The sequence below is a fragment of the Stenotrophomonas sp. YJH_SMC_135 genome (genome assembly GCF_059372355.1).
Window position 1 is genome coordinate 15077 of sequence record NZ_JCAFVN010000005.1, and the last position, 13233, is coordinate 28309.

A 13233-nucleotide genomic window follows, 5' to 3' on the forward strand; every position below is an offset into this window, starting at 1 on the left:
CCCGCGGCCGTGGTGACAACCGATTCTGAGAGGTGTTTTGCAATGGCGCACTCGGCAGTTGGGCACGACGATCACCATCACCAGCAGAGTTTCTTCGAGCGTTGGTTCTTCTCGACCAACCACAAGGACATCGGCACGCTGTACCTGGGTTTCAGCTTCATCATGTTCATCATCGGTGCGGCGATGAGCGTGGTGATCCGCGCCGAGCTGGCACAGCCCGGCCTGCAGTTCGTCAAGCCCGAGTTCTTCAACCAGATGACCACCGTGCATGCGCTGGTGATGATCTTCGGTGGCGTGATGCCGGCCTTCGTTGGCCTTGCCAACTGGATGATCCCGCTGCAGATCGGCGCGCCGGACATGGCGCTGCCGCGCATGAACAACTGGTCGTTCTGGTTGCTGCCGGTGGCCTTCAGCCTGCTGCTGCTGACCCTGTTCCTGCCCGGTGGTGCGCCGGCTGGTGGCTGGACGCTGTATCCGCCGCTGTCGCTGCAGGGCGGCTACAACGTGGCCTTCAGCGTGTTCGCTATCCACGTGGCCGGCATCAGTTCGATCATGGGTGCGATCAACATCATCGCCACCGTGCTGAACATGCGTGCGCCGGGCATCGACCTGCTGAAAATGCCGATCTTCTGCTGGGCCTGGCTGATCACCGCGTTCCTGCTGATCGCGGTGATGCCGGTGCTGGCCGGTGCGGTGACCATGCTGCTGACCGACAAGTTCTTCGGCACCAGCTTCTTCAACGCCGCCGGTGGCGGTGACCCGGTGATGTACCAGCACATCTTCTGGTTCTTCGGGCACCCCGAGGTCTACATCATGATCCTGCCCGCCTTCGGCGTGGTCAGCGAGATCATCCCGACCTTCAGCCGCAAGCCGCTGTTCGGCTACCAGGCGATGGTATACGCCACCGCGGCGATCGCGTTCCTGTCGTTCATCGTCTGGGCCCACCACATGTTCACCGTGGGCATGCCGCTGGGCGGCGAGATCTATTTCATGTTCGCCACCATGCTGATCTCGATCCCGACCGGCGTGAAGGTGTTCAACTGGGTCAGCACCATGTGGCGTGGCTCGCTGACGTTCGAGGCACCGATGCTGTGGTCGGTGGCCTTCGTCATCCTGTTCACCATCGGTGGCTTCTCCGGCCTGATGCTGGCCATCGTGGCCGCCGACTTCCAGTACCACGACACCTACTTCGTGGTCGCGCACTTCCACTACGTGCTGGTGACCGGTGCGGTGTTCGCGCTGATCGCCGCGGTGTACTACTGGTGGCCGAAGTGGACCGGGCGCATGTACAGCGAGAAGTGGGCCAAGGTGCACTTCTGGTGGTCGATCGTGTTCGTCAACCTGCTGTTCTTCCCGCAGCACTTCCTCGGCCTGGCCGGCATGCCGCGCCGCATTCCCGATTACAGCGTGGCGTTTGCCGACTGGAACCTGATCAGCTCGATCGGTGCGTTCGGCATGTTCGTCACCCCGTTCATGATGGCCGCGATCCTGCTGTCCTCGCTGCGCAACGGCGAGAAGGCCGAAGCGCGTTCCTGGGAGGGTGCACGCGGCCTGGAATGGACGCTGCCGTCGCCGGCACCGGCGCACACCTTCACCACCCCGCCGACCATCCGTCCGGGGGATCTGGCGCATGACGACATCACGCATTGAGGTGGGGCATGCATAACGAGAGCCCGCTGCAGACCTGTAGAGCCGAGCCATGCTCGGCGGATGAGAAGCAGCCGACCAGCGGTCGGCTCTACCAGGGCGGAAGCATCGAGCAGCAGCGCCAGCGTGCGAAGCGCACCGCGATGTGGGTCGGCGCCATCGCTGTGCTGGTCTACGTCGGCTTCATCCTCAGCGGGGTGATCGGCCGATGAGCGGGGCACCGGCCAGCACACCGTCACGCAGTGCCGGGCTGCCGCGCCTGATCGGCGTGGCGGTGGCGGTGTTCCTGCTGACGTTCTCGCTGGTGCCGCTGTACCGCATCGCCTGCGAGAAGGTGTTCGGCGTGCGCCTGGAACGCGGTCCCGGTGGCGAAGCCAGCGCAGGTGCCGCGGCCGGCAAGCGCACCGTGCGGGTGGAGTTCGATGGCGGCGTCAATTCGCGACTGCCGTGGTCGTTCCATCCTGAGCAGCTGACCATGGACGTGGTGCCCGGCGAGCTCAACGAGGCGCTGTACTTCGCCCGCAACGACAGCGCAGCTGCCGTGGTCGGCAGCGCGGTGCCTTCGGTGGCACCGGCGCGTGCGTCGGGCTTCTTCAGCAAGACCGAGTGCTTCTGTTTCACCGCGCAGACGCTGCAGGCCGGCGAGAAGCGCGACATGCCGGTGCGCTTCATCGTCGATCCGGACCTGCCGCCGGAGATCAGGACGATCACCTTGTCCTACACCTTCTACCGCAACGACGCGCTGTCCGATCGGCTGGCCCCGGCCGCCACCTCGGACGGCGCGCACGCCGCACCCTGACCCGGATACCGACATGGCCCAGACACCGACCGACGCCAACGTGTACTTCGTCCCGGCCCAGAGCAAATGGCCGTTCGTGGGTTCCATCGCCATGATGGTGACCATGGTGGGCGTGGCCAGCTGGCTCAACGATGCCAGCTGGGGACGCTGGACGTTCTACATCGGCATCGCGATGCTGGTGCTGACCCTGTTCTGGTGGTTCAGCGACGTGGTGCGCGAATCGCAGGCCGGCAACTACAACCACCAGGTCGACGGATCATTCCGGATGGGGATGATCTGGTTCATCTTCTCCGAGGTGATGTTCTTCGGCGCGTTCTTCGGCGCGCTGTTCTACACCCGCAACCTGGGCCTGTCGTGGCTCAGTGGCGAAGGCCGTGGGGTCATGACCAACGAGCTGCTCTGGCAGGGCTATTCCGCCGGATGGCCGACCAATGGCCCGGCGGCGATCGGTGGCGCGTTCCAGACCATCCCGGCCTGGGGCCTGCCACTGATCAATACGCTGATCCTGTTGACCTCCGGCGTGACCCTGACCATCGCCCACCACGCACTGAAGGCCGGCAACCGCCGCCAGCTGCTGATCTGGCTGGGCCTGACCGTGGTGCTCGGCCTGGGCTTCCTGACCCTGCAGGCAGAGGAGTACATCCATGCCTACAAGGAACTGAACCTGACGCTCGGCTCCGGCATCTACGGGTCGACGTTCTTCATGTTGACCGGCTTCCACGGCGCGCACGTGCTGCTGGGCACGATCATGCTGATCGTGATGTGGCTGCGTTCGGCCAAGGGACACTTCACCCGCGACAACCATTTCGCTTTCGAAGCCGCCGCGTGGTACTGGCACTTCGTCGACGTGGTGTGGCTGATGCTGTTCCTGTTCGTCTACGTGCTTTGATCAGGCGCGCATCGGTGGTCTCAGCCGCCGATGCCGTGTGGTTTGATCCAGCCCATGTAGATGCTCACGATCACCAGCAGGATCAACGCTACCGACACGGCGATGCGGCGCGTCAGTGCATTGACCGTGCGCTTGGTCTGGCCGCGGTCGACCAGCAGGTAGTACAGGCCGGCGCCCAGATTCCAGACGATGACGATCAGAAACGCGATTACCAGCAGGGTCTTCAGCGAATCACTCATGCGCGGCTCGAGGGCAGGGTGGATGTGCCTATCTGACCGCGTTTGCGCGGACTTGTCATGATGCGCCAGCACACGCGCGTGTTCGGATGGTTGCTGGCCGTGCTGGCGATGGCCGGATTCACCGCATTGGGGCTGTGGCAGCTGCAGCGCATGCATGCCAAACAGGCAATGTTGGATGCACAGGGTCCAGCCGTGGCACAGGCGTTGCCGCTGTCGCAGGCCCTGGCGGCGCCCGGCGCGTTGCACGGCGTGGCCGACCACGGCCGCTTCCTGCCCGGCGTGGTACTGCTGGACAACCAGATCCGGCATGGCCGCGCCGGCGTGAAGATCTATCGCCCGTTCCGCAGTGACGACGGCAGCGTGCTGCTGGTCGACCTCGGTTGGCGTGCGCTGCCGCCGGATCGCACGCTTCCGGAGGTGCCGTCGCCGCCTTCGCCGGTGGCCGTGCGCGGGCTGCTGGCACCGCCACCGTCGGCGGGACTGCTACTGGGCCCGGCGTTCTCTGCTACCGGTGAGGCCGGGCGCTGGCTGGCCAGCCGGTTGCCGGACGACGGCCTGGCGCGCGCGCTGGGGCTCCAGGCGCTACCCGACCGCGTGCTGAGGCTGGACCCGGCACTGCCCTTTGGCGACGAGCGCGATCTGGACCTGCTGCCGAACACGCTGCCGCCTCAGCGCCACCTGGGCTACGCCGTGCAGTGGTTCGGGCTGGCCCTGACCGTGCTGGTGGTGGCCGTGGTGCTGGAGCGGCGGCGGAGGCGCGTGATTACCCCGTAGTGCCGGCCGCTGGCCGGCAACCCTCCGGATTCCGGGAAGCCGGCCAGCGGCCGGCACTACCGCGGGATCACACCGGCATCCCCTACCCAACCATGAGAAAATGCCCCGCATGAACTCTGCTACGTCCCCGCAGGCGCGCGGTTCCGGCCGCCGGACCCTGGTGCTGCTGTTTGCCGTGTTCTTCGGGGCGATGGCACTGGCCGCCGTGCTGCGCTTCTCCGGCTGGCAGCCGACCGGGCACCGCAATGCCGGCCAGCTGCTGAAGCCGCCGGTGGACCTGCGCCAGCAGGCGCCGACCCTGGCCAGCGGCCAGTCCTACCCCTGGAACCCCGAGGCCCGTACCTGGCGCCTGCTGGTGGCGCCGGCCGGTGCCTGCGACGCGCAGTGCGTCACTTTGTCGCAGGGACTGGGCAAGGTGTGGCAGCTGTTCGGCCATAACGCCGATAATGTCGAGATCCTGTGGCTGGGTACGCCACCGGCGTCGATCGCCTCGCTGCCCGCGCTGCGGCCGCTGGCTCCGTCGCCAGCCCTGCGCGCGGCGTTGCCGGGCGTCGATGATCCGGCGGGACTGCCGGTCTACGTGATCGATCCGAACGGCTTCGTGATCATGCGCCATGCCCCGGGTTCCGACCTCGGTGGCCTGCGCAAGGACATGGCCACGTTGCTGAAACTGAAGTGAGTCCCGTTTGATGAGCCTTTCCGCGCGTCCGGCGCTGCACCGCAATTTCCACCGCCTGGCGTGGTTCGCCATGATCATGACCGCGAGCACGATCATGTTCGGCGCCTTCGTGCGCCTGTCCGATGCCGGCCTGAGCTGCCCGGACTGGCCGACCTGCTATGGCCAGGCCACCTGGCCGCAGCACGTGGAAGAGACCATCGGCCACCCGGCGGCGGAGATCCGCCCGCTGGAGACCCACAAGGCCTGGCGAGAACAGGTGCATCGCTTCCTGGCCGGCGCGCTGGGCATCGAGATTCTGACCCTGGCGCTGCTGGCCACGCGCAAGCGACGATTCGGAAGCACGGCGGTGGTGACCGCCTGCGTGCTGGTGGCCGCCGGCATACCGCTGTACATGATGGGCTGGCACGGCACCGCCAGTGCCCTGGCCTTGACCGGCGAGGCGATCCTGCTGATCGCCGCGCTGCGCTGGAGCAACATCGATCTCGCACGTGCGGCGCTGCTGACCTTGGCGGTGGTGATCTTCCAGGCCCTGCTGGGCATGTGGACGGTGACCCTGCTGCTCAAACCCATCGTGGTGATGGGCCATCTGCTGGGCGGCATGCTGATGTTCGGCCTGCTGGTGTGGATGGCCTGGCGTGCGACGCACATGCCGATCACCCTGGCTGAAGCGCCGAAGCTGAAGTGGCTGATGCGCATCGGCGTGGCAGTGCTGGTTACCCAGATCGCGCTGGGTGGTTGGGTCAGCGCCAACTACGCCGCACTCGCCTGCGGCGGTGGCAGCGCCTCGCTGGACAACTTCCCGCGCTGCGCCAACCAGTGGTGGCCGCAGCACAACTTCGTCGAAGGCTTCACCCTGTGGCGCGGCATCGGCGTGGATTACGAAGGTGGCGTGCTGGATGGTGCTTCGCGCATCGCCATCCAGATGGCGCATCGCCTGTTCGCGGTGGTGGTGGCCGTCTACCTGCTGTGGCTGGGCGTGCGCCTGTTCCGGTTGCCGAGCATGCGTGGCTGGGCCAGCGCGCTGATCGCGCTGCTGGTGCTGCAGGTCACCCTCGGCATCCTCAACGTGAAGCTGGCGCTGCCGCTGGAAGTGGCGGTGGCCCACAACGGCGTGGCCGTTGCCCTGTTGTTCGTACTGGTCAGCCTGCTGGCCCGCCTGCGTGCCCCGGACTGATTCCATGTTTTCCAATTACCGCCAGTACTGGGACCTGACCAAGCCCAAGGTCGTCGCCCTGATCGTCTTCACCGCCCTGGTCGGCATGGTCCTGGCCATCCCGGGCGTGCCGAGCTGGGAGCAGGTGCGCGCCGGCCTGCTCGGCTTCCTCGGCATCTGGCTGGCGGCCTCGGCCGCGGCCGCCATCAACCAGCTGCTGGACGCGCACATCGATGCGCAGATGGCGCGCACCTCGTGGCGTCCGCTGGTGGTGGGCAAGGTCAAGCCGTGGCAGGTGCTGGTGTTCGCCGGCGTGCTGATCGTGCTGTCGATGACCCTCCTGGTGCTGTGGGTGAACCTGATCACCGCGGTGCTGACCTTCGCCTCGCTGATCGGCTACGCGGTGATCTACACCGTGTACCTCAAGCGTGCGACCTCGCAGAACATCGTCATCGGTGGCCTGGCCGGCGCGATGCCACCGATGCTGGGCTGGGCCGCGGTGACCGGCATGCAGGGTTCATCGGACTGGGCGTACTCGTCGCTGCTGGTGCTGATCATCTTCATCTGGACCCCGCCGCACTTCTGGGCGCTGGCGATCTTCCGCCGCGAGGACTACGCGAAGGCGGAGATCCCGATGCTGCCGGTGACCCACGGCGTGGTGCATACCCGCAAGCAGATCATGGTGTATTCGGTGGTGCTGGCGCTGGTGTGCCTGCTGCCGTACCTGGTGGGCATGAGCGGTGCGTTCTACCTGGGCGGCGCGATCGTGCTCAACGCCGTGTTCCTCTGGTACGCCTGGCGCATGCTGAACCCGCCGGACGAGCTGTTCTCGATGAAGATGTTCTATTACTCCATCGTGTACCTGATGGCGCTGTTCGCCTTCCTGCTGGTGGACCACTGGATCCTGCCCTGGCTGTGACCTCGGGGTCGGATCCCCGAAGGGGCTCTGACCCCACCTGATCGCGCGGACATCCTCGCATGACGTGGATCACCTTGAACCGCCGTCTCGGCGTCGCCATTGCTGTTCCTGACCCCAGGGAAAGGAAGCAGCAGGGATGCATTCGTTCTTCCGTTGGACCACCGCGCTGATGCTGGCGCTGGGCATGGCCTTGACCGCGCATGCCGACGACACTACCGCGCAGATCCGCCAATACGCCGCTGGCCATCGCATGCTGGTGCTGGGCGAATTCCACGGCACACGCGAGACGCCACTGCTGGTGCGGCAGCTGGTGGACGACTACAGCCGCAATGGCGCGCCGGTCCTGCTGGCGCTGGAACTGCCACGTGCCGAGAATCCTGTGCTGCGCGACTATCTGGAATCCGATGGCGGGGCCGCGGCGCGCCAGCACCTGCACGGCCGCGCGTTCTGGACCGTACGCGACGACCAGCACGATGGTCGCCGCAGCCGCGACATGCTGGCGATGATCGAAGGCCTGCGCGCGCTGAAGGCGCAGGGCCGCGCGATCGAGGTGGTTGGCTACGACGTCAATCACAGTAACGGCGGTAGCCAGGCCCGCGATGACCGCATGGCCGCCGAACTACGGCGCCTGTACCAGCGCCTGCCCGATGGCGCACGGATGGTTGTGCTGACCGGCAATGTCCACGCCATGCTGCAGCGCCCCGCCGATGCTCCGCCGGAAATGCAGACCCAGCCGATGGCATCGGTACTGCGCGACCTGGATATCTACAGCGTGCGGCTGGAAGCGTTGCGCGGCCACTTCTGGGGATGCATGGACCGCTGCAAGGCGCTGGCGCTGCTCGAACGGCCCGCGCGTGCGCCGGAGGTCAACACCCACGCCGGCCGCGAGTACGACCTGTGGGTGTGGATGCCGCAGCTGAGCGTGGGCACGCTGGTGGAGCCGTGAATCCACGCCACGCGTGGATGGATTTCCGGGTCAGGGCTTGCGCCGCGCATACCGCTGCGCGATCACACCGCAGACGATCAGCTGGATCTGGTGGTAGATCATCACCGGCAGCACGATGGCGCCGAGGCTGCCGCCGGCGAACAGCACCTTGGCGATCGGCACGCCGGTGGCCAGGCTCTTCTTCGAGCCGCAGAACACGATGGCGATCTCGTCCTCGCGGTTGAAGCGCAGGCGACGGGCGATGAAGGTGATCAGCGGCATGGCGATGCCCAGCAGCACGGCGGCCACCACCGCCACAGCCAGCAGCGACAGCAGCGGGGTCTTGCTCCACAGGCCTTCGGTGACGGCTTCGCCGAACGCCGAGTACACCACCAGCAGGATGGTGGCCTGGTCGGTGTAGCGCAGCAGCGCGCGCTGGCGTTCCACCCAGCCGGCAATCCACGGCCGCAGCAGGTGGCCAGCCACGAACGGCACCAGCAGCTGCAGCATGATGCCGCCGATCGCATGCAGCGGATCATGGATGCCGCCCGAGGTGCCGGCCAGCGCGGTCAGCAGCAGCGGGGTCAGGAACACGCCGAGGATGCTCGACAGCGAGGCGCTGCACACCGCTGCGGGCACGTTGCCATGCGCCATCGAAGTGAACGCGATGGACGACTGCACGGTGGAGGGCAGGGTGCACAGGAACAGCACGCCCAGGTACAGCTCCGGGGTCAGCAGCCAGCCCGACAGCGGCTTGAACATCAGCCCCAGCAGCGGGAACAGGATGAAGGTGCAGGCCAGGATGGTCAGGTGCAGCCGCCAGTGCAGCATGCCGCCGATGATCGACTCACGTGGCAGGCGCGCGCCATGCAGGAAGAACAGTGCAGCGATGGCGACGGTGGTGACATCGTCGAGGACGATGGCGGCGGCGCCCTTCATCGGCAGCAGCGAGGCCAGGCCGACGGTGCACAGCAGGGCGAGGGTGAAGTTGTCCGGTCGCAGGCGCGACCACCAGCGGGTCATGGTGGGCAGAGTCCTTGGTGCGGAGGGTTCAGGGCGAGGTGACCGGCGTGGCCAGGCGTTGGCGGGTGGCGGCTTCCAGCGACCTCAGGCCAGCACGCTGGCCCAGCTGAAGGGCCTGTTCGGGGCTGGCATGTTCGTACCGTGCATTGACCAGGCCGAGCACGGCGCCGGCGCGGTTGCCGGACGCACAGTGCAGCAGCACCGGCCCCTGGCTCTGCTGCAGGGCCAGGTGCACGGCGCGCACGTTGGCCGTATCCAGGCCATCGGCGCCGGCCACCGGAATGCGCACGTAGCGCAGGCCCAATGATTCGGCGAGGCGGGTTTCATCGAAGCCCCGGTCCTCGCCGGGCTGGCGCAGGTCGATCACAGTGCGCACGCCCTGTGCAGCCAAGGCCTGCAGCTGTGCGGCGCTGGGCTGGCCGCCGGCATACAGGCCGGGGCGGACTTCGTTGAGGGGCGCGTCTTCGGCCAAGGCCGTCAGTGGCAGGCAGAGCGACAACAACAGCAGGCAGGTCAGGCGCAGCAGCATGGTCTTCTCCGTGGAAACGTTCTGCCGCTACAGGCGCAGTCCGGCGCGCGCCTTCAGCAGCTCGCGCAGCTCGTACTTGTCAGTATCGTCCAGGCCCTGCTGGCGCTGCTTTGCCAACAATTCCTCCAGACGTTGCACCAGCAGCTGTTTCTCCAGCTGTGCCACTGCGTCGTGCAGTTCCTGGGTCCAGCTGGCCTCGGTGCCGGGCAGCGTCTGTGCGGCCAGGGTATGCAGCGAGGCCTGTTCCTCGCGCCCGTCGAAGTGTTCCAGCAGGGCGCCGGTACTGATGTCCGGGCGCTGTTCGACCAGCCCCAGCAGCTCCAGCAGCAGTTCCACGCCGGGCAGGCGCAGGCCCTGGAAGTGGTGCTTGCCGCCCAGCGTCAGCGCCAGCGACGGCTGCTGCAGCAGCACGGCGATCGCGCCGCGCACCAGGCTGCGCTTGGCCACGGGCTGGATCGTCCGCTGCGGCTGGCGTTGCGGCATCGGCGCGCGCGTGGCCTGGGCAGTACCGCCCAGGCCGGTCAGCTGCGCCAGCTGCTGCTTCATCAGGTCGCCAAAGGCGCCGTCGGGAATCTGCGCCAGCATCGGCTTGGCGCGTTCGGCCAGGCGTGCCTTGCCATCGAGCGTGCCCAGGTTGATCTCGCGGGTCAGTTCGTCGAAGAAGAACTGCGACAGCGGCGTAGCCTGCTTCAGGCGCTCGTTGAACGCTTCGGCGCCTTCCTTGCGCACGATGGTGTCCGGGTCTTCGCCATCGGGCAGGAACAGGAAGAAGGCCTGGCGGCCATCCTTCATGCGCGGCAGCACCGACTCCAGCGCCTTCCAGCCGGCGCGGCGGCCGGCGGCGTCGCCGTCGAAGCAGAAGAACACGTCCGGTGCGTTGCGGAACAGCAGCTCGGCATGGTCCGGCGTGGTCGCGGTACCCAGCGTTGCCACCGCCTGGGTGACGCCGAACTGGAACAGCGAGACCACGTCCATGTAGCCCTCGACCACGATCAGCCGCTCGATCTTCTGGTTGGCCTGGCGCACCTGCCACAGGCCGTACAGTTCGCGGCCCTTGTGGAACAGCGCGGTCTCGGGCGAGTTGAGGTACTTGGGGCCGTCGTCCTTCTCGAACACGCGGCCGCCGAAGGCGATCACCCGGCCACGGCGGTCGAAGATCGGGAACATCACCCGGTCGCGGAACTTGTCGTAGACGTGGCCGCGGTCGTTCTTGGAGAACAGGCCGGCGCGGTCGAGCAGCTTCATGCGCCGCTCGTCCTTGCCCAGCGCGTCGCGCAGGCCGCTGTAGCCATCCGGCGCGTAGCCGATCTGGAAGCGCGCGCGGTTCTCTTCGTCCACGCCACGGCCATCCAGGTAGCTGCGGGCCTTCTCGCTGCCCTCCAGATTCTTCTGGAAGAACTTGGTCGCCGCGTCCAGCGCCGAGTACAGCTCGCGGCTGTCGTCCTGCTGCTGCGGGCTGCGCGGATTCTCGTTGCGCGGCACTTCCATGCCGGCACGCTTGGCCAGTTCATCCACCGCGTCGAGGAACTCGAGGCGGTCGTAGTTCATCAGGAAGCTGATCGCGGTGCCGTGCGCGCCACAGCCGAAGCAGTGATAGAACTGCTTGGTGGGCGAGACCGTGAACGACGCCGAGCGCTCGTCATGGAACGGGCAGCGCGCGGCGTACTCCTTGCCCTGGCGCTTCAACGGCACGCGGCTGCCCACCACCTCGACGATGTCGGTGCGGGCGAGCAGGTCGTCGATGAAAGCGTCGGGGATACGGGCCATGGGCAACAGGGCAGGGCGCGGTGCAGGACCACGCGACGGAACCGGGGGCGGTCGGCCTAGTTTACCCCCTGTCGGGCACCTGGCTGGCGGTTGCCGGATCAATGCCGGCTGCGGCCAGGTGATGACGCGCGCGCAGGCGCTCATCGATCACCGCCGTCATCAGGGCGCCAACGAAGAACACGACGGTGGCGTAGTAGATCCAGACCAGCGAGATCACCAGCGCACCCATCGAGCCGTAGGCACTGCCGGGGGCCACGGTGGCGATGTAGACGCCGATGCCGTAGCGGCCCAGTGCGAACAGTGCCGAGGTGATGACGCCGCCGATGAAGGCCTGGCGCCAGGCCACGCGGCGGTCGGGCAGGTAGTGGTACATGAAGGCGAAGCCGACTGCGTAAAGCAGCAGGCTCGTGACGTACCCCAGCGCGGGCAGGATCGATGGCAGCTGGGCGAAGGCCACCTGCAGTACCGTGGTGGCCGTCATCGACAGGATCAGCAGGAAGCCCAGGGCCAGCACCACGCCGAACGAGAACACGCGCTTGCGCAGCCAGGCCTTGAGGCCTTCCAGGCGCTCGCCGCTGGTGCGGAAGATCAGGTTCAGTGCGTTCTGCAGTTGGGCGAACACGGCGGTGGCGCCGACGAACAGCAGCAGCGTGCTCCACACACCCGCCAGCGAGCCGACATCCGGCTGGTTGTCGGCGTTCTTCAGAACGGTTTCGGCCACAGTAGCCGCGCTGCTGCCGGCCACCGAGCTGATCTGGTCGATCAGCGCCTGCTGGGCCGGTGGGTACAGCGAGGCGGTCAGCCACAGCAGCAGCACCAGCAACGGTGCCATCGACAGCAGGGCGTAGAAGGAGACGGAAGCTGCCTGGGTCAGCACGTCGACGTCGATGAAGCGCTTGGCCACCGCCATCGGAAAGCTGTCCTGCAGGCGCTTGAGGTACTTGTGCAGGGACACGGGAACGTTGGGCTCGGGTTCAACCATGTGTGCGGTTGTAGCAGGCGACCGACGAAGGTGCGGTGAAGCGGGTGCATCAATGGGGTCAGAGCCCTTCCGCGCTGCGGAAGGGATCCGACCCCAGGTGCTGGATTACGCCAGCAGCTGCTTGACCAGCTTGGAGACCAGGCCCATGTCGGCCTGGCCGGCGAGCTTGGGCTTCAGCGCGCCCATCAGCTTGCCCATGTCGGCCGGGCCGGCGGCACCGGTCTCGGCGATGGCGGCCTGGATGGCGGCCACGATCTCGGCCTCGCCCATCTTGGCCGGCAGGTAGGCTTCGATGACCACGATCTCGGCGCGCTCGATCTCGGCCAGGTCTTCGCGGTTGGCGGCTTCGTACTGGCTGACCGAGTCCTTGCGCTGCTTGACCATCTTGTCGAGCACGGCGATCACGGCGGTGTCGTCCAGCTCGATGCGCTCGTCCACTTCGCGCTGCTTGATGGCAGCGTTGATCAGGCGGATCACGCCCAGCTTGTGCTTCTCGCCCGCCTTCATGGCGGCCTTCATGTCTTCGGTGAGCTGCTGCTTCATGCTCATGAGGAACCTCGTGGTGGTAGGTGGGGCGGGGCGGCTGCCCGAACCCGGAAACGCAAAAAGCCGGCGACGCTCGCGCGTGCCGGCTTCGGCTCCATCGCGACAGGCAGGCCCGCCGCAATGAAGATGCGTCCGATCAGTACAGGCGCTGACGCTTGGTGACGTCGCGCGACGAGCGGCGCAGCTGACGCTTCACAGCAGCGGCGGCCTTGCGCTTGCGCTCCTGGGTCGGCTTTTCGTAGAACTCGCGCTTGCGGGTTTCGGCCAGCACACCGGCCTTTTCGCAAGTGCGCTTGAAGCGGCGAAGAGCAAACTCGAAGGGCTCGTTCTCGCGGACTTTGACGCTGGGCATGGAATCTCCG

16 protein-coding genes are annotated in these 13233 nt (G+C 66.8%); 9 read left to right on the forward strand and 7 right to left on the reverse strand.

Features of this window, described 5'->3' with window-relative positions; all coding sequences use genetic code 11:
* The first annotated feature begins 42 nt into the window (after positions 1 to 42).
* Genes ctaD through AC5P98_RS16615 form a run of 4 tightly spaced genes read left to right on the forward strand, consistent with a single transcriptional unit; the run spans position 43 to position 3335 of the window.
* Positions 43 to 1650, forward strand: coding sequence for a cytochrome c oxidase subunit I (ctaD, locus tag AC5P98_RS16600; RefSeq protein ID WP_004153896.1), 1608 nt, complete (start codon positions 43 to 45; stop codon positions 1648 to 1650).
* A gap of 8 nt (positions 1651 to 1658) precedes the next feature.
* The gene (locus tag AC5P98_RS16605; RefSeq protein WP_049408388.1) at positions 1659 to 1859 is read left to right on the forward strand and encodes a hypothetical protein; all 201 of its coding nucleotides are present in this window, start codon (positions 1659 to 1661) and stop codon (positions 1857 to 1859) included.
* Entirely contained in the window at positions 1856 to 2446 is a 591-nt protein-coding gene (locus AC5P98_RS16610) for a cytochrome c oxidase assembly protein (RefSeq protein WP_049408386.1), read from the forward strand. The genes AC5P98_RS16605 and AC5P98_RS16610 overlap by 4 nt, the downstream gene beginning before the upstream one ends.
* A 13-nt stretch (positions 2447 to 2459) precedes the next feature.
* A complete protein-coding gene (locus AC5P98_RS16615; protein WP_014035726.1) occupies positions 2460 to 3335 on the forward strand; it encodes a cytochrome c oxidase subunit 3 in 876 nt (291 codons plus the stop codon).
* Between the two features lie 20 nt (positions 3336 to 3355).
* Here the strand turns inward: AC5P98_RS16615 and AC5P98_RS16620 are convergent, their stop codons facing one another.
* The gene (locus AC5P98_RS16620) at positions 3356 to 3574 is read right to left on the reverse strand and encodes a twin transmembrane helix small protein (protein WP_005412025.1); all 219 of its coding nucleotides are present in this window, start codon (positions 3572 to 3574) and stop codon (positions 3356 to 3358) included.
* A 57-nt stretch (positions 3575 to 3631) separates the two neighbouring features.
* On the opposite strand from AC5P98_RS16620, the gene AC5P98_RS16625 reads away from it, so the two are divergent.
* The 5 genes from AC5P98_RS16625 (at position 3632) to AC5P98_RS16645 (ending at position 8045) form a co-directional block, all read left to right on the forward strand.
* Positions 3632 to 4348: an SURF1 family protein gene (locus AC5P98_RS16625; protein ID WP_032957758.1), complete on the forward strand. Its 717-nt coding sequence runs from the start codon at positions 3632 to 3634 to the stop codon at positions 4346 to 4348.
* 109 nt (positions 4349 to 4457) lie between these two features.
* Positions 4458 to 5027: a redox-active disulfide-containing membrane protein gene (locus AC5P98_RS16630; RefSeq protein WP_032957760.1), complete on the forward strand. Its 570-nt coding sequence runs from the start codon at positions 4458 to 4460 to the stop codon at positions 5025 to 5027.
* 10 nt (positions 5028 to 5037) lie between these two features.
* A complete protein-coding gene (locus AC5P98_RS16635; RefSeq protein WP_041863006.1) occupies positions 5038 to 6201 on the forward strand; it encodes a COX15/CtaA family protein in 1164 nt (387 codons plus the stop codon).
* Positions 6202 to 6205: 4 nt separating this feature from the next.
* Positions 6206 to 7099: a heme o synthase gene (gene cyoE, locus AC5P98_RS16640; RefSeq protein ID WP_049408383.1), complete on the forward strand. Its 894-nt coding sequence runs from the start codon at positions 6206 to 6208 to the stop codon at positions 7097 to 7099.
* Positions 7100 to 7235: 136 nt separating this feature from the next.
* Complete coding sequence (locus AC5P98_RS16645; RefSeq protein WP_049408381.1) at positions 7236 to 8045, forward strand: TraB/GumN family protein; 810 nt, start codon at positions 7236 to 7238, stop codon at positions 8043 to 8045.
* 30 nt (positions 8046 to 8075) lie between these two features.
* Here AC5P98_RS16645 and AC5P98_RS16650 read toward each other — a convergent pair whose 3' ends face one another.
* The 6 genes from AC5P98_RS16650 to rpsU form a co-directional block, all read right to left on the reverse strand.
* Entirely contained in the window at positions 8076 to 9047 is a 972-nt protein-coding gene (locus AC5P98_RS16650) for a bile acid:sodium symporter family protein (protein WP_049408380.1), read from the reverse strand.
* A gap of 28 nt (positions 9048 to 9075) precedes the next feature.
* Entirely contained in the window at positions 9076 to 9576 is a 501-nt protein-coding gene (locus AC5P98_RS16655; protein WP_049408378.1) for a protein tyrosine phosphatase family protein, read from the reverse strand.
* Between the two features lie 27 nt (positions 9577 to 9603).
* Positions 9604 to 11343: a DNA primase gene (gene dnaG / locus AC5P98_RS16660; RefSeq protein ID WP_032957772.1), complete on the reverse strand. Its 1740-nt coding sequence runs from the start codon at positions 11341 to 11343 to the stop codon at positions 9604 to 9606.
* A gap of 61 nt (positions 11344 to 11404) precedes the next feature.
* On the reverse strand, positions 11405 to 12325 hold the full coding sequence (locus tag AC5P98_RS16665; RefSeq protein ID WP_032957774.1) for a YihY/virulence factor BrkB family protein: 921 nt from the start codon (positions 12323 to 12325) through the stop codon (positions 11405 to 11407).
* A 105-nt stretch (positions 12326 to 12430) separates the two neighbouring features.
* A complete protein-coding gene (locus AC5P98_RS16670; protein WP_014645703.1) occupies positions 12431 to 12874 on the reverse strand; it encodes a GatB/YqeY domain-containing protein in 444 nt (147 codons plus the stop codon).
* 133 nt (positions 12875 to 13007) lie between these two features.
* Complete coding sequence (rpsU, locus tag AC5P98_RS16675) at positions 13008 to 13223, reverse strand: 30S ribosomal protein S21 (RefSeq protein WP_002808376.1); 216 nt, start codon at positions 13221 to 13223, stop codon at positions 13008 to 13010.
* Positions 13224 to 13233: the final 10 nt, after the last annotated feature.